Source organism: Streptomyces sp. L2 (assembly GCF_004124325.1).
Classification (GTDB): domain Bacteria; phylum Actinomycetota; class Actinomycetes; order Streptomycetales; family Streptomycetaceae; genus Streptomyces.
The window spans coordinates 2431228-2449995 of the sequence record NZ_QBDT01000001.1 but is presented as its reverse complement, the minus strand read 5'-3'; the positions used below and the strand labels follow the sequence as shown (position 1 = coordinate 2449995).

Annotated in this window: 18 protein-coding genes; 11 read left to right on the top strand and 7 right to left on the bottom strand. The window is 72.9% G+C overall.

What is annotated here, in order from left to right:
• Positions 1-93: 93 nt before the first annotated feature.
• Positions 94-699 (top strand): MarC family protein, encoded by a 606-nt coding sequence (locus tag DBP14_RS10315; protein ID WP_129306786.1) that lies wholly within the window; start codon positions 94-96, stop codon positions 697-699.
• 38 nt (positions 700-737) lie between these two features.
• On the opposite strand, the gene DBP14_RS10310 is transcribed toward DBP14_RS10315, so the two are convergent.
• Entirely contained in the window at positions 738-914 is a 177-nt protein-coding gene (locus tag DBP14_RS10310) for a hypothetical protein (RefSeq protein ID WP_164992204.1), read from the bottom strand.
• A 180-nt stretch (positions 915-1094) separates the two neighbouring features.
• On the opposite strand from DBP14_RS10310, the gene DBP14_RS10305 reads away from it, so the two are divergent.
• Entirely contained in the window at positions 1095-1988 is an 894-nt protein-coding gene (locus DBP14_RS10305; protein ID WP_164992297.1) for an NYN domain-containing protein, read from the top strand.
• A 24-nt stretch (positions 1989-2012) separates the two neighbouring features.
• Here the strand turns inward: DBP14_RS10305 and DBP14_RS10300 are convergent, their stop codons facing one another.
• Both DBP14_RS10300 and DBP14_RS10295 read right to left on the bottom strand, forming a co-directional pair.
• Complete coding sequence (locus DBP14_RS10300; protein ID WP_206739245.1) at positions 2013-2888, bottom strand: alpha/beta hydrolase; 876 nt, start codon at positions 2886-2888, stop codon at positions 2013-2015.
• Positions 2889-3038: 150 nt separating this feature from the next.
• Positions 3039-5564, bottom strand: a complete 2526-nt coding sequence (locus tag DBP14_RS10295; protein ID WP_129306784.1) for a DEAD/DEAH box helicase — start codon at positions 5562-5564, stop codon at positions 3039-3041.
• Between the two features lie 529 nt (positions 5565-6093).
• Between DBP14_RS10295 and DBP14_RS10285 the strand changes: the two genes are divergently transcribed.
• Positions 6094-6861, top strand: a complete 768-nt coding sequence (locus tag DBP14_RS10285) for a ferritin-like fold-containing protein (RefSeq protein WP_206739244.1) — start codon at positions 6094-6096, stop codon at positions 6859-6861.
• A 128-nt stretch (positions 6862-6989) separates the two neighbouring features.
• On the opposite strand, the gene DBP14_RS10280 is transcribed toward DBP14_RS10285, so the two are convergent.
• The 4 genes from DBP14_RS10280 to DBP14_RS10265 all read right to left on the bottom strand — a co-directional run bounded on the left by DBP14_RS10280 (position 6990) and on the right by DBP14_RS10265 (position 8884).
• On the bottom strand, positions 6990-7259 hold the full coding sequence (locus DBP14_RS10280) for a hypothetical protein (protein WP_129306779.1): 270 nt from the start codon (positions 7257-7259) through the stop codon (positions 6990-6992).
• 194 nt (positions 7260-7453) lie between these two features.
• The gene (locus tag DBP14_RS10275) at positions 7454-7681 is read right to left on the bottom strand and encodes a DUF3107 domain-containing protein (protein WP_164992295.1); all 228 of its coding nucleotides are present in this window, start codon (positions 7679-7681) and stop codon (positions 7454-7456) included.
• 179 nt (positions 7682-7860) lie between these two features.
• Positions 7861-8502 (bottom strand): TetR/AcrR family transcriptional regulator, encoded by a 642-nt coding sequence (locus tag DBP14_RS10270; RefSeq protein WP_129306775.1) that lies wholly within the window; start codon positions 8500-8502, stop codon positions 7861-7863.
• A 157-nt stretch (positions 8503-8659) separates the two neighbouring features.
• Complete coding sequence (locus tag DBP14_RS10265) at positions 8660-8884, bottom strand: hypothetical protein (protein WP_129306773.1); 225 nt, start codon at positions 8882-8884, stop codon at positions 8660-8662.
• A gap of 242 nt (positions 8885-9126) precedes the next feature.
• Here DBP14_RS10265 and DBP14_RS10260 point away from each other — a divergent pair, with 242 nt between their 5' ends.
• The 8 genes from DBP14_RS10260 (at position 9127) to moeZ (ending at position 18752) form a co-directional block, all read left to right on the top strand.
• Positions 9127-10155, top strand: a complete 1029-nt coding sequence (locus DBP14_RS10260; RefSeq protein ID WP_129306771.1) for an alpha/beta hydrolase — start codon at positions 9127-9129, stop codon at positions 10153-10155.
• Positions 10156-10163: 8 nt separating this feature from the next.
• Positions 10164-11813, top strand: a complete 1650-nt coding sequence (locus DBP14_RS10255; protein ID WP_164992294.1) for a DUF3152 domain-containing protein — start codon at positions 10164-10166, stop codon at positions 11811-11813.
• Between the two features lie 233 nt (positions 11814-12046).
• Positions 12047-13774 carry a DUF3492 domain-containing protein gene (locus DBP14_RS10250; protein ID WP_129306767.1) on the top strand — a complete coding sequence of 576 codons (1728 nt, stop codon included), beginning with the start codon at positions 12047-12049 and terminating at the stop codon, positions 13772-13774.
• 218 nt (positions 13775-13992) lie between these two features.
• Positions 13993-15165, top strand: a complete 1173-nt coding sequence (locus DBP14_RS10245; RefSeq protein WP_241740861.1) for a hypothetical protein — start codon at positions 13993-13995, stop codon at positions 15163-15165.
• Positions 15162-15677: a hypothetical protein gene (locus DBP14_RS10240; RefSeq protein WP_129306765.1), complete on the top strand. Its 516-nt coding sequence runs from the start codon at positions 15162-15164 to the stop codon at positions 15675-15677. The genes DBP14_RS10245 and DBP14_RS10240 overlap by 4 nt, the downstream gene beginning before the upstream one ends.
• 67 nt (positions 15678-15744) lie before the next feature.
• A complete protein-coding gene (locus DBP14_RS10235) occupies positions 15745-16704 on the top strand; it encodes an NAD-dependent epimerase/dehydratase family protein (RefSeq protein WP_129306763.1) in 960 nt (319 codons plus the stop codon).
• Positions 16692-17510, top strand: coding sequence for a spherulation-specific family 4 protein (locus tag DBP14_RS10230; protein WP_129306760.1), 819 nt, complete (start codon positions 16692-16694; stop codon positions 17508-17510). Before DBP14_RS10235 ends, DBP14_RS10230 begins: the two co-directional genes overlap by 13 nt.
• A 63-nt stretch (positions 17511-17573) precedes the next feature.
• Positions 17574-18752, top strand: coding sequence for an adenylyltransferase/sulfurtransferase MoeZ (moeZ, locus tag DBP14_RS10225; RefSeq protein WP_129306758.1), 1179 nt, complete (start codon positions 17574-17576; stop codon positions 18750-18752).
• Positions 18753-18768: the final 16 nt, after the last annotated feature.

Sequence of the window (18768 nt, the reverse complement as noted above, 5' to 3'; positions counted from 1 at the left end):
CGCTCGCGTCGCCTCCAGCGCGCTCTCATCCGGGCATCCCTGTCGCCCGCGTTCACCCGTTTCACTTTCTCCCGCAAGGCCTGTGCTTCCCCCATGTTCGACGTCGCCGTCTTCGGCTCTCTGTTCGTGACCCTTTTTGTCATCATGGATCCCCCCGGGATCACCCCGATCTTCCTCGCCCTGACCGCGGGCCGTCCGGCCAAGGTGCAGCGCCGTATGGCCTTCCAGGCGGTCTGTGTGGCCGGCGGGGTCATCGCCGTCTTCGGTGTCCTGGGTCATCAGATCCTGGACTACCTGCATGTCTCCGTCCCCGCGCTGATGATCGCGGGTGGCCTGCTGCTCCTGCTGATCGCGCTGGACCTGCTCACCGGCAAGACCGACGAGCCGAAGCAGACCAAGGACGTGAACGTCGCCCTTGTGCCGCTGGGCATGCCGCTGCTGGCCGGTCCGGGTGCCATTGTGTCCGTGATCCTGGCCGTGCAGAAGGCGGGCAGTGTGGCCACGCAGATCTCGGTGTGGTCGGCGATCCTTGCCATCCACGTCGTGCTGTGGCTGGTGATGCGGTACTCGCTGCTGATCATCCGCGTCATCAAGGACGGCGGAGTGGTGCTGGTGACCCGGCTCGCCGGGATGATGCTGTCCGCCATCGCGGTGCAGCAGATCATCAACGGCATCACTCAGGTGATCCGGGGGAGCTGAGAAGAGAGCGCGCTCGGCTCCCCCGGAAGGCTTGAGTGTTATGAGGCCGTGGTCTCGGCCGGGCGGATCCACAGCCGCTGCCCTATGGCGGCGGCCTGCTGAACGATCCGGTTGACGGAGGCGGCGTCCACGACGGTGCTGTCCACGGGCGTGCCGTCGACCTCGTCGAGTCGCATGATCTCGAAGCGCATGGGCTTCTCCCTTCGTCTGGTCATCCTCCTGAGGAGAACTACTGGTGTGACGTGCTGTCGTTGTGTGTAACGAGCTGTGTCCTGCAAACATTCCCTACGCTAAGGAAATTTTTCGAAGGTCTAATTACTGACCGGTAAGTGGCATGGATGGGACAGAACGGGACCGGTTGTGTTCGCAGCGTGACCGCCGGGACAATGGACGCGATGAACGACGACCTGGCGGCCCTCTCCGCCCGCATCGACCACACGAACGAGCTGCTGAGCCGCATGCTCGCCGAAGTGGCGAAGACGCCCTCGACCCACGCGATCTTCGTCGACGCGGGATACCTCTACGCGGCGGCGGGCCGGCTGATCGCCGGCACCGAGGACCGCCGTTCCTTCGACCTGGACGCCGAGGGCCTGATCGACGCGCTCATCGACAAGGCGCGCACCATCTTCGCCGACAGCCGGCTGCTGCGCGTCTACTGGTACGACGGCGCCCGGCGCCGCATCCACACAGCCGAGCAGCAGTCCATCGCCGAACTGCCCGACGTCAAGGTCCGCCTCGGCAACCTCAACGCCAACAACCAGCAGAAGGGCGTCGACTCCCTGATCCGCTCGGACCTGGAGTCACTGGCCCGGCACCGCGCGATCAGCGACGCGGCCCTGCTCGGCGGGGACGAGGACCTGGTCTCGGCCGTCGAGGCGGCCCAGGGCTACGGCGCCCGCGTCCACCTCTGGGGCATCGAGGCACCCGAGGGCCGCAACCAGGCGGAGCCGCTGCTGTGGGAGGTCGACAGCCAGCGCACCCTCGACCTGGAGTTCTTCAAGCCGTACGTCTCCCGCCGCACGGCCGCCGCCTACGAGGTCACCGGCAGCCGGCCCACCCGCGAGGACGTCCGCTTCGTCGGCGCCCAGATCGCCGCGAAATGGCTGGCCGCGCGGGGCCGCGAGTCCCTGGTCGAACTGCTCCCCGGCCACCCCTACCTGCCGGGCCCCGTCGACCAGGACCTCCTCGTCGAGGCCGAGGGCCTGCTCCAGTACTCCCTGCGCGGCCAGGCGGACCTGCGCCGCGCCCTGCGTGACGGCTTCTGGGAGCACCTCCAGGCGCAGTACTGACCCGGCTTCACCGCGCGGGACGCGTCAGACCGAGTCCCAGAAATCGGCGACGGCACGGGCCGTCGCCAGCGGCCGATCGGTGTTCGGCGAGTGCTCGGCGCCCTCGATGACGGTCCGCTGCGCGTTCAGCCGTACGGCCATCTCGTCCAGCAGGGTCAGCGGCCAGGTGTCGTCCAGCGCGCCGGACAGCACGTGGAACGGCAGCGGCACGCCCGCCAGTTCGGCGACCCGGTCCGGTTCGGCGCACAACTGGCGCCCCGTGGCCAGGAGCTGGGCGGGCTTGGTGGACAGCCAGCGCCGCCGCAGGTCCTCCCGGCTGTCCAGGCCGCCGTCGAGCCCGCCGGTGGCCGTCTCCTCGGGCGCCTCCATCGCCTGGATCGCGTCCCACACCTCGGCCATCGTCATCACGGCGAGCGCGTCCCGCAGCAACTTCACGCGCTGCTGCTGCGACGGCGCGATGTGCGCGGGGCCGGACGCCATCAGGGTGAGGGACCGGAAGGGGGAGTGGTCGAGCAGCACGGCCGCCCGGGAGATCTGTCCGCCCAGGGAGTGCCCCAGAAGGTGCAGGGGAGCGGCCGCTTCGAGCGCCTCCGCCTGCGCGAGCACGTCCCGCGCCAACTCGTCCTGCGTGTACGCCGACTCGTCGGTCTCGGGTCCGTCCGTCTCGAACTGCCCCCGCCCGTCCACCGCGACGGTCCGGTACCCGCGCTCGGCGAGCGGCAGGTGCAGCGGATTGAAGTCCTCCTTGCTCCCGGTGAACCCCGGCAGCAGCAGAGCCACGCCTCTGGCCTCGACCCCGTCGGCGACAGGCGCGTCGACCACGGCGAACTCGCCCCGACGGGTCCGCAGGGAGTACGCACGAGCGCCGGGCGGCGGATCAAAGGTGTCAGGCCTGCTCATGGGGAGAGGCTATCGGGCGCCCGGCACACGGGTGTTCGCGGTAGGGCCGCCTCGACCTGGTGCCGCGCGGGAATGCCGAGGAACGCCGACGGCCCGGCCCACCGAAGTGGGCCGGGCCGTCGGGACGTGCTGTGGTGCGGATGGTGCCCGTCAGGCTTCGGGGGCGGCCTCTACGGTCGCCGCCGCTGCCTTCCGCGTCCGGCGCACCCGGGGCTTCACCTCGGCGGCCTCAGCGGTCCCAGCCGCCTCGGCCACCGGCTCGGCCGCCTTGCGCGTACGACGCTTCGGCTTGACCTCCGGCTCCTCCGTGGCCTGCGCCGGAATCTCCGGAGCGACCACCTCGGCCACCGCCTTCTTGGCCACGGCCTTGCGCGTCCGACGCGGCTTGACCTCGGCCTCGGCCTCCGCCTCGACCGTCTCCGGCGCGGCGGCGACGGCCTTCTTACGGGTCCGGCGAGGCTTGGCCTCGGCCTCCGCGTCGACCGTCTCCGGTGCGGCGGCGGCCTTCTTGCGGGTCCGGCGCGGCTTGACCTCGGCTTCCGCTTCGGCCGTGTCGACGGCGGATTCCGCGGCGGCTGCCGTCTTCCGCGTGCGGCGCGGCTTGACCTCGGCCTCGATCTCGACCGTCTCCGGTGCGGCGGAGGCGGCCTTCTTGCGGGTGCGCCGGGGCTTGGCCTCGGTCTCCGCTTCGGCCGTGTCGACGGCGGATTCCGCGGCGGCTGCCGTCTTCCGCGTGCGGCGGGGCTTGGCCTCGGCCTCGGCCTCGGCCTCCGCGTCGACGGTCTCCGGTGCGGCGGCGACGGCCTTCTTGCGGGTCCGGCGCGGCTTGGTCGCCGGGGGAGCCTCTTCCGCGACCTCGGCCGTCGCGACCGCGGCCTCGGCGGTCTCGGTGACCTCCGCGACCGGCTCGGCCTTCTTGCGGGTGCGTCGGCGCGGCTTGGCCTCCGGGGCCGGGTCCGTCACCAGGGCTTCCACCACGGGGGCTTCGGCCACTACCGGGGCTTCCGCCGCCGGGACCTCGGCCGCGGGGGCGTCGGTCGCCGACGCCTCGGACACCGGAAGGGTCTCCGCGGACTTGCGGGTGCGGCGGCGGCGCGGCTTCTCAGCGGCGGCCGGCGTGGCCGCGCCCTCGGCCGTGGCCACCGTCTCCACCGCGGCCTCCGAAGGGGCCTCAGTGGTCGCGGTCGCCGCGGTCGTCACCGGCTCCGTCCGGTTCGCTCCGCCGCGGGTACGGCGACGGCGGCGCGGAGTGCGGGTCGCCGCGGGCTCCTCCACGGAGCCCTGCTCGGCGCCGGGCGCCGTGGGGGCCGTAGCCGCAGGGGCCGTACCGGCGTCCACCGGGGCTCCGTTGCGCGTGCGGCGGCGACGGCGCGGCGTACGAGCCGACCGCTCCCGCTCCTGGCCGCCGGACTCGGAGCGGCCGCCCCGGTCGCCCCGGTCGCCCCGGTCGCCTCGGCCACCGCGCCCGCGGCCACCGCGGCCACCGGTCTCGCCCAGGTCCTCCAGGTCCTCCGCGTCGAGCCCGGCGCGGGTCCGCTCCGAGCGCGGCAGGGTGCCCTTGGTGCCCTCGGGGATGCCGAGGTCCGTGAACAGGTGCGGGGAGCTCGAGTACGTCTCCGCCGGGTCGTTGAAGTCCAGCTCCAGCGCCTTGTTGATCAGCTGCCAGCGCGGGATGTCGTCCCAGTCGACGAACGTGATCGCCGTACCCTTGGCGCCCGCGCGGCCCGTACGGCCGGTGCGGTGCAGGTACGTCTTCTCGTCCTCGGGCGTCTGGTAGTTGATGACGTGCGTGACACCCTCGACGTCGATACCGCGCGCGGCGACGTCGGTGCAGACGAGGACGTCGACCTTGCCGTTGCGGAACGCCCGCAGGGCCTGCTCGCGGGCGCCCTGGCCGAGGTCGCCGTGGACCGCGCCGGAGGCGAACCCGCGGCGCTGGAGCTGCTCGGCGATGTCGGCGGCCGTGCGCTTGGTCCGGCAGAAGATCATCGCCAGACCGCGGCCCTCGGCCTGCAGTATGCGCGCGACCATCTCCGGCTTGTCCATGTTGTGCGCGCGGTAGACGAACTGCTTGATGTTCGCGAGCGTCACGCCCTCGCCGTCGGGCGAGGTGGCGCGGATGTGCGTGGGCTGCGACATGTAGCGGCGGGCGAGGCCGATGACCGCGCCCGGCATGGTCGCCGAGAACAGCATGGTCTGGCGGCGCGTCGGCAGCAGGTTGATGATCTTCTCGACGTCGGGCAGGAAGCCCAGGTCGAGCATCTCGTCGGCCTCGTCGAGGACCAGGCACTTGACGTGGCTCAGGTTGAGCTTCTTCTGGCCCGCGAGGTCGATCAGCCGGCCGGGGGTGCCGACGACCACGTCGACGCCCTTCTTCAGGGCCTCGACCTGGGGCTCGTAGGCCCGGCCGCCGTAGATCGCGGTGACGCGCACGTTGCGCACCTTGCCCGCGGTCAGCAGATCGTTGGTGACCTGCTGGCACAGCTCGCGCGTGGGGACGACGACGAGCGCCTGCGGGGTGTCGGTGACGGCCTCCGGGGCGGCGCGGCCGGCCTCGACGTCGGCGGGGACGGTGACGCGCTCCAGCAGCGGGAGGCCGAAGCCCAGCGTCTTGCCGGTGCCGGTCTTGGCCTGGCCGATGACGTCGGTGCCCGAGAGGGCGACCGGGAGCGTCATCTCCTGGATGGGGAAGGGGGTGGTGATGCCGACGGCCTCCAGGGCCTCGGCGGTCTCGGGAAGGATCCCAAGGTCTCGGAACGTCGTAGTCAGGATGCTGCCTCTTCTGTGTGGCGCGGCGCGAGGCGAGCGCGGGGGTCTTTGACGGACCGTGCCGGGGACGTCGGCTGCCATACGGGCGAACCACTCGGGCCTGCCGTAAAGCACGGGACCTCTGCCGACGCTCTTAGAGCCTGTCCACCGGACAGGCTCAGCGCTCTCACCGCTGAGGGTGTCCCTCTCCTTGTCGTACGCATCTGTGCCGTACGGCCGGGAGGGCTGTCGGGTCGGAGCCGATCGGGCCACCGACCGGGCATCCTCATACGTGCGGCCTGTCGAGGACGTCGAGCAACGTCGACCCACTCTGCAGGCGCATTACCACCATACCCCGGAATCGCGCACATGCGATGGCCGAATTGGTCACGTAGTCGCCGTCACACTGCTCGGCCGGCCGCCTCCCGCGCGCGGGGAGCGGGCTATTGTGCGCCTCATGACTAGCTCTGACAAGCCTGAGAACGCGCCCGCCAAGCCTGAGAGCGCGTCCGACGCACCCGGCCGGCACACCGGTGTCGCCGCCCAGGACTGGGCGCAGGCCGCCGCCGACCCGCAGTACCGCGCGGCGGTCGTGGACCTGCTCGGCGCCCTCGCGTACGGAGAGCTGGCGGCGTTCGAGCGGCTCGCCGAGGACGCCAAGCTGGCGCCGACCCTCGCCGACAAGGCGGAGCTGGCCAAGATGGCCTCGGCCGAGTTCCACCACTTCGAGCGGCTGCGGGACCGGCTGACCGAGATCGGCGAGGAGCCGACCGCCGCGATGGACCCGTTCGTCGCCGCCCTCGACGGCTTCCACCGGCAGACGGCGCCCTCGGACTGGCTGGAGGGCCTGGTCAAGGCCTACGTCGGCGACTCGATCGCGAGCGACTTCTACCGGGAGGTCGCCGCCCGTCTCGACAGCGACACCCGGGAACTGGTTCTGGCCGTTCTGGACGACACGGGGCACGCCGAGTTCGCCGTCGAGAAGGTGCGGGCCGCCATCGAGGCCGAGCCGCGCGTGGGCGGCCGGCTGGCGCTGTGGGCGCGACGGCTGATGGGGGAGGCGCTGTCGCAGTCCCAGCGGGTGGTCGCCGACCGGGACGCGCTGTCCACGATGCTGGTGGGCGGGGTGGCCGACGGGTTCGATCTCGCCGAGGTCGGCAGGATGTTCTCGCGGATCACGGAGGCGCACACCAAGCGGATGGCTGCGCTCGGCTTGGCCGCGTAGCGCTCCCGCGGGGTGGGTCCGGTCGTGTGTGCGGCTGCGGCTTCGTCGTGGTTGCTCGCGCCCACGCGGCGGAGTGGCACATCAGACACAGCCCCGCGCCCCTGGACGGCTGCGCCGTGCGGGCGCCGCTACGCCGGTGCTGATCTGCGGTGCAGGTGGCGTGACGGGCGGAGGAGGAGGGACAGGGAGGACGCCGAGACGATCGCCGCGCCCAGGAGGCTCAGCAGGACGGTGCCGGGGCCGAGGGCGCTGTGGGTGACGAAGTCACCGAAGAGGGCGCCGGCGACGGCCGTCGAGTACACCAGCGGCTGGGCGGGCAGCCGGTGCGCGAGGCGCCTGGTCGCCACGAACGCCAGAACCAGACCCAGCACGGCGGATCCGAGCACTTCCAGGATCATGTCGAGGTCCCTCCCACGGCCGGCCCGCGCTTCACGGTCGTAGCCCGTCATACCCGTGACCTGCGAATTGCAATCATCGGCTGTGAGGGAAGTGTGCGCCGTCTGTGTGTACGACGCACGCGTGCACGAGGCCGTGTACGAGGAAAAGGGCCCGGCGGCACAGTGCCGCCGGGCCCTTTGTCGCTGTATGAGGACTACAGCGCTCCGAAGCCCACCTTGCGGACCGTCGGCTCGCCGATCTCCACGTACGCCAGGCGGTCGGCCGGGACCAGGACCTTGCGGCCCTTCTCGTCCTCAAGGCTCAGCAGCGTCGACTTCCCGGCCAGCGCCTCGGCCACCACCCGCTCGACGTCCTCGACGCTCTGACCGCTCTCCAGAACGATCTCGCGGGGCGCGTGCTGCACGCCGATCTTGACCTCCACGGCTATGTCCCTCCGACGGTCAGTGATGTGCGCGATCTTCCGCGCCGTACGCAGCACACATTAGCCCGGTGAGGGGACGTACACGCTGCTCGGCGGGAACGCCAACAGCGAACAGCCCGCGGGAACATTTCCGCGACGATGCCGGAACGGCGCCGCGTCCCCGCGGGAACCGCCCGGCGTCAGTGGTGCTCGGTGCCGTGCAGGGGGAACCCGGCGATGCCCCGCCAGGCGAGCGACGCCAGCAGCTGGGCCGCCTGGTCGCGCGGCACGGTGCGGTCGCTGTGCAGCCAGGCGCGCGCCACCACCTGGGCGAGCCCGCCCAGGCCGGAGGCGAGCAGCATCGACTCCGGGCGGGCGAGGCCCGTGTCCTCGGCGATGACGTCGCAGATCGCCTCGGCGCACTCGTTGGTGACCTTGTCGACGCGCTCGCGCACCGCGGGCTCGTTCGTGAGGTCCGACTCGAACACCAGACGGAAGGCGCCGCCCTCGTCCTCCACGTACGCGAAGTACGCGTCCATGGTCGCCCGCACGCGCTGCTTGTTGTCCGTCGTCGAGGCGAGCGCGCCGCGCACGGCCTGGATCAACGCCTCGCAGTGCTGGTCCAGCAGGGCGAGGTAGAGGTCGAGCTTGCCGGGGAAGTGCTGGTAGAGCACCGGCTTGCTGACGCCGGCCCGCTCGGCGATGTCGTCCATCGCCGCCGCGTGATAGCCCTGCGCGACGAAGACCTCCTGGGCGGCGCCCAGCAGCTGGTTCCGTCGAGCTCGGCGCGGCAGACGGGTGCCGCGCGGGCGTGCCGCCTCAGTTTGCTCGATGGCTGTCACGCCGCCTCCCAAAGTCGTCCACATGCGGTGTCGGCCGCGCGACCCATCGTACTTTTCGGTAACCGTGGTGTGCGCGGTGCGAGCGCAGAATTTCACGTACCGGACGGCGACGAAAGCCGCGAAGCGTCCCGAGCCGGCCGGAGTGCGTCGGCGGAGGTCAGCGGTAGTCGTCCTCGTCGAGCCGGACCACGCGCGCCTGCTCGGCGAGATCGGCCTCGTTCGCGCGGTCCTGGTCGACTCCCGTCAGAGGGTCGTCGCGGTCCGCGGCGAGGTCCGCGTGCTGCTCGACGGCGTCCCCCTCGGCGGCCTCGACGTCGATCTCCGGGCTGTCGTCCCGTGCCAGGTCATCGATGGTGCCGGGCTCGGTGGGGTCATAGGCCATGGTGGGCTCCCTTCCTACGAACGTCCCCGGAACACGCAGGGGCCACATGCGGGTGCCCTTTCTACGAGCGTAGGAGACACCTGATCGCGACGCCATGTCATCGACCGTCCCGATCGGGCCGTTTCCGGCGTCCTTCGGGGCGGTCTCCCGGGATCTTTCCTGGGTCCTCCCCGGCGTCCCGGCCGCAGCGCTGTGACGGCGAACACACGAACTACGACGTGATCACCTCGTAACATTGCCGCATGTCTTCGACCGAGTCGCCGTCCGTACCGGCCGCGAGTGTCCTCCCGAAGGTGGCACCCGTCAGGGTCGGGGAGGGCGAGCGGCTGAGGTCGGTGCGGCTGCCGGGGGCGACCCTGTCGGTCCGTTCGCGGCCCCCCGCGCGCGAGGGCCTGCCACCCGCTCTGTACGTCCACGGGCTGGGCGGCTCCTCGCAGAACTGGTCGGCGCTCATGGCGGAGCTGGACGGCGTCGTCGACGGCGAGGCGGTCGACCTGCCCGGCTTCGGCGACTCGCCGCCGCCGGACGACGGCAACTACTCCGTCACCGCCCACGCGCGCGCGTGCATCCGTTTCCTCGACGCGGCGGGGCGCGGCCCCGTCCACCTGTTCGGCAACTCCCTCGGCGGCGCCGTCGCCACGCGCGTGGCAGCCGTACGCCCGGACCTGGTCCGGACCCTGACCCTCGTCTCGCCCGCCCTGCCGGAGCTGCGGGTGCAGCGGACCGCCGTGCCGACGGCCTTGCTGGGCGTACCCGGAGTGGCCGCGCTGTTCACCCGGATCACCAGGGAGTGGACGGCCGAACAGCGGGTCCGCGGCGTCATGGCGCTCTGCTACGGCGATCCCGCGCGGGTGTCGCCCGAGGCGTTCGAGAACGCGGTCGAGGAACTGGAACGGCGACTGAGCCTGCCGTACTTCTGGGACGCGATGGCCCGCTCCGCGCGCGGGCTGGTCAACGCCTACACCCTCGGCGGGCAGCAGGGGCTGTGGCGGCAGGCCGAGCGTGTCCTCGCCCCGACCCTCCTGATCTACGGCGGCCGCGACCAGCTCGTCGGCCACCGCATGGCGCAGAAGGCCGCCCGTTCCTTCCCCGACTCCCGCCTGTTGTCCCTGCCGGACGCCGGCCATGTGGCCATGATGGAGTACCCGGAGGTGGTGGCCGACGCCTTCCGGGAACTCCTGAGAGGGGTCGGGGAGTTGGACGAGTCGAGAGCGGAGGGCCCTGTCGTGGCCGCCGGGGACGATGTCACTTCCATGGACACAGGGAGCTGAAAGCCGAGGTGGGACGCCACAGCCGACGCGGACCGGCCCCGAAGGACGACTCGGCGGACACAGGCCGCCGCAGGGGCGGACGAGGCGCGGATACGAGCACGGGTCCGAGCCCCGAAGCTGCCGCGGGAGCGCCCAGGACACCGGGGCTGCCCAGTCAGCGCCGGGCGCCGGAGGGCGGGACGCCACCGCGCCCGGCCGACGGGACCGCCCCCGCCCGCCCGGCGGGCCCTGACCCGCGATACGGCGCCCCGAACATGCCGCGCCACCCCGACGGGACGCCGGTCCGTGGCGTGCCGAGGCTGCCTGACGGGACGCCGGTCCATGGTGTTCCCCGTTTCCCTGACGGCACTCCTGCCCGCGGTGTGCCCCGCTTTCCCGACGGGACGCCCGTCCATGGTGTTCCGCGCTTCCCTGACGGCACCCCCGCGCGGGGTGTGCCGCGGGTGTCCGGGGACGGTGTGCCGTACGGCGGGCCGCAGGTGCGGGGTGGTCATCCCGAGCAGTGGGAAGGCGGGGGCGGCTGGGGCGAGTTCGGGCCGGCCGGCGGTGCACCGGGCGCCGGGCCGGGCCGGGCCCCGCACACGCACGGTACCGCCTTTCCCCGGCAGCGGCAGGGTGGGCCGGGCGGACCTGGTGGCCCCGGCGCACCCGGTGCGGGCCCGCGCGGGCCTCGGCAGGACTACCTCGACGCCTTCGGCGAGGAGGACGTCGACCTCTTCGCACCCCGCGCCGGGACACCGGGCCGTACCGAGTCCGAGCGGGCGCAGGAGCCGTACGCGCCCGTGCTCGACCCCTCCGCGGCAGGCGGCGGTGACGGGGACGCCGACGCGCCCCCGACCGGTGTCCCCGCACCGCGGAAGGGCGGCGGCAAGGGCAAGGCGTTCACGGGCATCGCGGCGGCCGCCGTCACCACCGTGCTCGCGGTCGTCGTCGCCGGTCAGGTCGCCGACGGGCATGAGGGCGGCGCCGTGCGGTCCCAGTCCGCCACGGACCAGGAGCGCGACACCCACGACCCCGCCTCCCGCGGCGACGGCCGGGCGACCCCCTCGCCGGTGCCCCTGACGTACGAGCAGAAGATGAGCAAGAAGTACCCGCTCGACGTGAAGCTGAAGGGGCCGGGCACGTTCGACACCGTCCCCGGCACCGACAAGGCGCCCGGCAAGGGCCAGAAGTACACGTACCGGGTGGACATCGAACACGGACTCGGCCTGGACGGCGCGCTGTTCGCCGAGGCCGTCCAGAAGACGCTGAACGACGACCGCAGTTGGTCGCACGACGGTGCCCGCACCTTCGAGCGCGTCTCCTCCGGCAAGGCCGACTTCGTCATCACGCTCGCCAGCCCCGGCACCACCGCCACCTGGTGCGCCAAGTCCGGCCTGGACACCGCCGAGGAGAACGTCTCCTGCGACTCGGCCGCCACCCGGCGCGTGATGATCAACGCCTACCGGTGGGCCCAGGGCAGCGCGACGTACGGCGACAAGATCTACGCCTACCGGCAGATGCTCATCAACCACGAGGTCGGCCACCGTCTCGGCCACAACCACGAGCTCTGCCGCAAGAACGGCGAACTCGCCCCCGTCATGCAGCAGCAGACCAAATTCCTCGACCACGACGGCATCCACTGCCTGGCCAACCCCTGGCCCTACCCGAAGGGCTGAGCCGCGGGTCGCCGAGCCTCCCAGCGGTAACGTTTCGCGGCCGAGCGATCACCCTGTGATTCCCTAGCGCGCCGGAACGCGGCTCGCACGCGAAAGTTACGACCGTTCACCCCTTTTGGTGGCGCGATGGACAACCGTCCGTCGCGCCACCGCCTTGTCCGCATACGTTCGTCCCGCTGCGAGCCGCCGGGGTCAACGGCGGCTCCGACTCACGGGAGATCGGGGGTGCACACGTGCGCATCGGACTGCTTACGGAAGGTGGCTATCCGTATGTGAGCGGTGACGCCAGGCTCTGGTGCGACCGGCTCGTGCGCGGGCTCGGGCAGCACGACTTCGACGTCCATGCGCTCAGCCGCGGCCGGCAGCAGGAAGAAGAGGGCTGGGTCCCGCTCCCACCGCAGGTCAGCCGGGTGCGGACGGCCCCGCTGTGGACGGCCGAGGACGACGGTGTCGTGTACGGCAGGCGCGCACGCCGCAGGTTCACCGAGTGCTACGGCGAACTGGTCGCGGCGCTGGGCACCGACGCCGCGACCGCCCCCGGACCGGACGGCTCCGAGGACTCCGTTGCCCCGTGCTCTCACATGGCGGACCGTTTCGGCAGTGCGCTGTACGGCCTCGCCGAACTCGCCCGCGACGAAGGCGGAGTGGTGGCGGCGCTCCGCTCCGACACCGCCGTGCGCACTCTGGAGCGCGCCTGCCGCGCCCCCGGCGCGCCGCGCACGGCGCGCGAGGCGCGGGTGCCCGACCTGCTCACCGTCGCGGCCCACCTCGAACGCGCCCTGCGCCCCCTCTCCCTCGACTGGTACGGCGACGACGGCCTCGGCGCGGCGGACCTCTGCCACGCCACCGCCGGCGGCCCCGCCGCCCTGCCCGGACTGCTGGCCCGGCACTTCTCCGACGTACCTCTGCTGGTCACCGAGTACGGCGTGCGGCTCCGCTCGCACTACCTGGGCCTCGGTCCCGACGCTGGCCCCGACGCCGCCGCCCCCGCCGTGCGCGCCCTGCTCGCCGCCTTCCACGGCCGGCTGGCCGCCGAGACCTACCGCCGGGCCGCCGTCATCACCCCCGGCAACGCGCACGCGCGGCGCTGGCAGGAGCGCTGCGGCGCCGACCGTGCCAAGATCCGCACGGTCTACCCCGGCATGGACGCCGAACCCTTCGCCGAGGTCGGCGAGGCACCCGACCGGGCCGACCCGGACACCCTGGTCTGGGTCGGGCGAGTGGAGCCGGCCAAGGACCTGGTGTCCCTCCTGCACGCCTTCACCGAGATCCGCAAGGAGCGGCCCAAGGCACGCCTGCGCATCGTCGGAGCCCCGGCGGGGCCGGAGGGCGAGGCCTACCTGGGCCACTGCCGGGCGCTGGCGGCGCAACTCTTCCCGGACGAGGCGGAGGGCGTGCACGCCGTCGGGGACAACCCCGTCTCCTTCGAGGAGATGGGCGGCCCCGAGGCCCCGACGCCGGCCGATGCGTACGCCTCCGGAGCGGTCGTCGTCCTGTCCAGCGTCGTCGAGGGCTTCCCGATCAGCCTCGTCGAAGCCATGTTCTGCGGCCGTGCCACGGTGTCCACGGACGCCGGCGCGGTGGTGGAGGTCATCGGCGGGACAGGTCTCGTCGTGCCCCCGCGCAATCCGCGGGCGCTCGCCGAGGCGTGCGGGGCGCTGCTGCGCGACCCCGAGCGCCGTGAGCGCCTGGGCGCGGCTGCCCGGGCCCGCGCGCTCGAACTGTTCACCGTCGAGCAGAACATCGCGGCATTTCACGGCATTTACCTGGAGATCGTATCGCACTGCCCGGTGCACCGCGTCGTGCTCGGCGAGACCGGTGAACCCCTGCCGTTCGCCACCCCGCCGGAGGCCCACGTCCCCGGCCACTGGACCGGCCCCACCACCCGCGCCACCCCGGGCTGGGCCGCCACCACTCCCGTGAGCGCCACCACCCTGGCGGCGACCGAGGGGGCCCGATGAGCACCGGCGGGAGCGCCCCTGGCGGGGCGGACACCACCCGAGGCGGATCCGGGAGAGGCGCTGGCCCGAGCGCGAACGAGCCGGCCCGTGCGGACCTGCCCGCGGCGCCGAGCGGCGCGGAGGCGTGGGACGCGCGGTCGGCTCAATGGCTGGACGGTCCGTCGCGCGACAGCCACGACTCGGTCGCTCTTGCCGGCCCCTCCACCTCTTCCTCTTCCGTGGCATCGGCGCAGGAAGCCCCGTCCCCGTCCCGTACGGCGGTGGACGCCGCGAGCCGTACGGCCACCCCTCGTCGTGGTCCCGCCGACCCCGTCAAAGCCCTGCTGCACCGGCACCGCGACCTGTGCGAGCGCGCCGTCGACCCGCTGGAGATCGCCGCCGGTCTGGAGGCGCACGGCGTCACCGATCGCACCGCCGCCCGGTTCCGGCACCGGGACGTCTTCTCCCTCGCCGAGGAGCTGTACGCGCGCGTGCCCCGCGACGGCGAACCCGCCCCGGCCGCCGAGCCCCTGCCCACGCCCCGCGTCCGTGCGGACTGGGTACTGCTCAGCCTCCTGCCGGGCGCCCTCGGCACGGCCGTCGTGGCGGGGCTGCACCTCACCCACGGCCGGGTCCGCCCGCTGCTGGTCGTGGTCGGGCTGTTCATGGTGTCCCTCGCGGTCCGCGCGGCCCTGCGTCGCGGCCCCCTGAGAGCGCCCCTGGGCACGCGTGCGTGGCGCGCCGCGGCCGGCACACGGGCGTGCACCCTCTGGCTCCTCGGCTACGCCGTCCTCGGCGACGGACTCCTGCGCTCTGTCGTCGAAGGCGGCCCCGACAGCCTGCCGACCGGTGCGGCGGACGACCCGTGGCCCCTCGCCACCGCACCCGCCCTGGCGCTCCTACTGGCCTGTGCCCCGGCGGCCTGGTGCGCCCACCTGCTCACCGCGGGCGCCCGCCGCAGGCTCGCCCGCTGCCGTGGCCTGGACGAGTTCACGGCCGCCGCACAACCGCTGCTGTGGGGCGCCTTCGCCCTGTTCCTCGGCGCCCTCGCCGCCCTACTCACCCTGTGCGGCGGCCTGCTGCACGAGCCGGCGGCCTACCCGCAGACCCTCACCCTCGGCGCCCTCCTGCTGCTCGCCCGCCTCCTCACCGCGCACCGTCGCCGGTACGCCCCCGCACTCGCCCTCGCCGCGGCGGCGATGACCGAGGCGGCGGCCCCCGCCCTGGCCCTGGCCGGCCGGCTGCCGGGCTGCGCCTTCCTGGCCACCCCCGTCGACACCCTCGTGGACAAGTGGGGGCCCGGCAGCGTCCCGGCACTGGCCTGCGGCACCGCCGCACTGGTCCTGCTGCTCCACGCGACCCGCACCCTCACCCGGGCCTCGGCCCACGCACCGACGGGAGCCCCCGAGTGACGCTCCTGCCGCCCCCGCCCCCTGCCCTACCCCGGCGCCGGTCCACCGCCATCCGCCCGGCGTGCGACGGCTGCGCGCCCGCAGCGATCCGCCCGGCGCACGACGGCACCGGGACCGCGCCGGCCCCGGCAGCCGGCCCGACGAGCGGCGGCATCCAGACCACCGCCGCCCGCCCGGCTGTGGACGGCATCCAGACCACCGCCGCCCGCCCGGCTGTGGACGGCATCCAGACCACCGCCGCCCGCCCGGCTGTGGACGGCATCCAGACCACCGCCGCCCGCCCGGCTGTGGACGGCATCCAGACCACCGTCACCCGCCCGGCTGTGGACGGCATCCAGACCACCGTCACCCGCCCGGTCCGGGGCGCCGCGCAGACCACCGTCACCCGCCGTTCCCCGACGGCACCCAGACCGCCGACCACCGCATCCGCGTGGCGGCACCCCAATCCGGCCGCAGGCGCCCGGCACGCCGGAGGCGACCCCACCATCCCCGCGAAGGAGAAGACCAGATGACCACCTCCCGACCCGGAGCGTCCACAAGCTCCGGAACAGCCGGAACGCACACTCCGGGAGCCGCCCGATGAGGGTCCTGCTGATCGGAGCCAACGGATACCTCGGCCGCTTCGTGGCCGACCGCCTGCTCGCCGACCCCGCCGTCCAGCTCACCGCGCTCGGCCGGGGCGACGACGCCGACGTCCGCTTCGACCTCGCCACCGGCAGCCCCGGCGCGCTCACCCGCTTCCTCGACGCGGTCCACCCCGGCGTCGTCGTCAACTGCGCCGGAGCCACCCGGGGCGGCGCCCGCGACCTGACCCGGCACAACACCGTCGCCGTGGCCACCGTCTGCGAGGCGCTGCGGCGCAGCGGCTGCGGCGCCCGCCTGGTACAACTCGGGTGCAGCGCCGAGTACGGGCCCAGCCAGCCCGGCTCCTCCACGGCCGAGGACGCCGTACCCCGGCCCGGCGGCCCGTACGGCGTCAGCAAGCTCGCCGCGACCGAACTGGTCCTCGGCTCCGGCCTGGACGCCGTCGTGCTCCGCGTGTTCTCACCCGCCGGGCCGGGCACCCCGGCGGGCTCGCCGCTCGGCCGGCTCGCCGAGGCCATGCGCCGCGCCATGCAGTCCGGCGACTGCGAGCTGAAGCTCGGCGGCCTCGGTGTCCAGCGGGACTTCGTCGACGTCCGCGACGTCGCCCGCGCCGTGCACGCCGCCTCGCTCTCGGCCGCGCAGGGCGTCATCAACATCGGCTCCGGCCGCGCCGTCCGGCTGCGCGACGCGGCCGCCGTCCTCGCCCGCGTCGCCGGATACGGCGGCGCACTCCACGAACTCGACGCTCCGCCCGGACCCCTGCGCGCCGCCATCGGGCACCCCCGCCCCGACTCCGACCACGCGTCACCGGTCGCGTACCCGTACCCCGACGGCTGCGGCAGCTGGCAGCAGGCCGACGTACGCACCGCCCGCGACCGGCTCGGCTGGCGCCCCCGGATCAACCTCGAAGAATCCCTGGCAGACATCTGGATGGAGGCGGCATGCCGCATCTGACCAGCACCACGCCAGGCGCCACCGGCACCGGCGTACGCACCGCCCTCGGCGTCCCCGGCTACGCCCACCCCCTCGTCGCCCCCGCCCAGTGGGCCGAACTCGCCCGCCCCGGCGCGCCCGTGGACTGGGTGGTGCTCAACGTCGCCGCCGGGCCCGGCACCCGTCCCGACCCGCACTGCCTGGAGGCGGCAGGCCGGCTGCGCAACGCCGGCGTCCGCGTCCTCGGCCACCTGGACGCCGACCCCGGCAGGGGACCTGGCGGCCACTACGGCGGGTACGGCAGCGGGCACACCGGGGGGCGGGGGAGCGGCGTCCGGGGCAGCGGCCTCCCGGACCTGCTTCCCGACGCCCACCGCTACCTCGACTGGTACCAGGTCGACGGCTTCCTGATCGACCACTGCCCCGCCGAGCGGACCGCGCTCCCCGAGGTGCGCCGCACCGTCGCCTGCCTGCGGGCGCTGCGTGAGGACGCTCACATCGTCCTCGGCCACGGCACCCACCCGCACCCGGGCTTCGCCGAGAGCGCCGACCAGTTGGTGACCTTCTCCGGCCCCTGGTCCGCCTACCGCTGGTCGCAGGTCGCCGAATGGACCGCGGACTATCCGCCGGACCGCTTCTGCCACTTCGTGCACGGCGTGCCGCTGGGCCACCTCGACGAGGCACTGCGCATCGCGCGCTGGCAGGGCGCCGCCACGATCTACCTCACCGACCACACCGATCGCGGTGGGCGCGTGGACCCCTGGGAGACCATGCCCGGTTACTGGGACGAAATCGTCTCGCGTATCGGAACAGGTGTCTCGGAATGAAGATGGCCGTGGCAGTGTTACGGAGAGAACAACCGTAGTGATTGACCGACCAACGGAGTCCCCGTGTCGCTGCCACCCCTGGTCGAGCCAGCTTCTGAGCTCACCGTAGACGAGGTTCGCCGGTACTCCCGCCACCTGATCATCCCCGACGTCGGGATGGACGGGCAGAAGCGGCTGAAGAACGCCAAGGTGCTGTTTGTGGGCGCCGGTGGCCTGGGCTCGCCGGGGCTGATGTACATGGCCGCGGCGGGCGTGGGCACGCTCGGCATCGTGGACTTCGACGAGGTCGACGAATCGAACCTGCAGCGCCAGGTCATCCACAGCCAGTCCGACATCGGCCGCTCCAAGGCCGAGTCCGCGCGGGACACCGTCAAGGGGATCAACCCGCTGGTGAACGTGGTCCTCCACGAGGTGCGGCTCGAGGCCGACAACGTGATGGACATCTTCAGCCAGTACGACCTCATCGTCGACGGCACGGACAACTTCGCGACCCGCTACCTGGTCAACGACGCCTGTGTGCTGCTGAACAAGCCGTACGTGTGGGGTTCGATCTACCGCTTCGACGGCCAGGCCTCGGTGTTCTGGTCCGAGCACGGCCCCTGCTACCGCTGCCTCTACCCGGAGCCCCCGCCTCCGGGCATGGTCCCCTCCTGCGCCGAGGGCGGCGTGCTGGGCGTGCTCTGCGCGTCCATCGGCTCCATCCAGGTCAACGAGGCCATCAAGCTCCTCGCGGGCATCGGTGAGCCGCTGGTCGGCCGGCTGATGATCTACGACGCCCTGGAGATGCAGTACCGCCAGGTCAAGGTCCGCAAGGACCCCGACTGCGCGGTCTGCGGCGACAACCCGACCGTCACCGAGCTCATCGACTACGAGGCCTTCTGCGGCGTCGTCTCCGAGGAGGCCCAGGCGGCGGCGGCCGACGCGACGATCACTCCCAAGCAGCTCAAGGAGTGGATCGACGACGGCGAGAACATCGAGATCATCGACGTCCGCGAGCCGAACGAGTACGAGATCGTCTCCATCCCGGGCGCCAAGCTGATCCCGAAGAACGAGTTCCTGATGGGCTCCGCCCTGGAGAGCCTGCCGCAGGACAAGAAGATCGTCCTGCATTGCAAGACGGGTGTCCGCAGTGCGGAAGTCCTCGCCGTCCTGAAGTCCGCGGGCTTCGCGGACGCGGTCCACGTCGGCGGCGGCGTGATCGGCTGGGTCAACCAGATCGAGCCGGACAAGCCGGTCTACTGAGCCGGTTCCCCGGCCC

Excerpts from the sequence above, each read along its gene's own strand:
- DBP14_RS10315 (WP_129306786.1), top strand. The coding sequence starts at position 94 with ATGTTCGACGTCGCCGTCTTCGGCTCTCTGTTCGTGACCCTTTTTGTC.
- DBP14_RS10310 (WP_164992204.1), bottom strand. The coding sequence starts at position 914 with ATGACCAGACGAAGGGAGAAGCCCATGCGCTTCGAGATCATGCGACTC.
- DBP14_RS10305 (WP_164992297.1), top strand. The coding sequence starts at position 1,095 with ATGAACGACGACCTGGCGGCCCTCTCCGCCCGCATCGACCACACGAAC.
- DBP14_RS10300 (WP_206739245.1), bottom strand. The coding sequence starts at position 2,888 with ATGAGCAGGCCTGACACCTTTGATCCGCCGCCCGGCGCTCGTGCGTAC.
- DBP14_RS10295 (WP_129306784.1), bottom strand. The coding sequence starts at position 5,564 with ATGACGCTCCCGGTCGCCCTCTCGGGCACCGACGTCATCGGCCAGGCC.
- DBP14_RS10285 (WP_206739244.1), top strand. The coding sequence starts at position 6,094 with ATGACTAGCTCTGACAAGCCTGAGAACGCGCCCGCCAAGCCTGAGAGC.
- DBP14_RS10280 (WP_129306779.1), bottom strand. The coding sequence starts at position 7,259 with ATGATCCTGGAAGTGCTCGGATCCGCCGTGCTGGGTCTGGTTCTGGCG.
- DBP14_RS10265 (WP_129306773.1), bottom strand. The coding sequence starts at position 8,884 with ATGGCCTATGACCCCACCGAGCCCGGCACCATCGATGACCTGGCACGG.
- DBP14_RS10260 (WP_129306771.1), top strand. The coding sequence starts at position 9,127 with ATGTCTTCGACCGAGTCGCCGTCCGTACCGGCCGCGAGTGTCCTCCCG.
- DBP14_RS10235 (WP_129306763.1), top strand. The coding sequence starts at position 15,745 with ATGAGGGTCCTGCTGATCGGAGCCAACGGATACCTCGGCCGCTTCGTG.
- DBP14_RS10230 (WP_129306760.1), top strand. The coding sequence starts at position 16,692 with ATGCCGCATCTGACCAGCACCACGCCAGGCGCCACCGGCACCGGCGTA.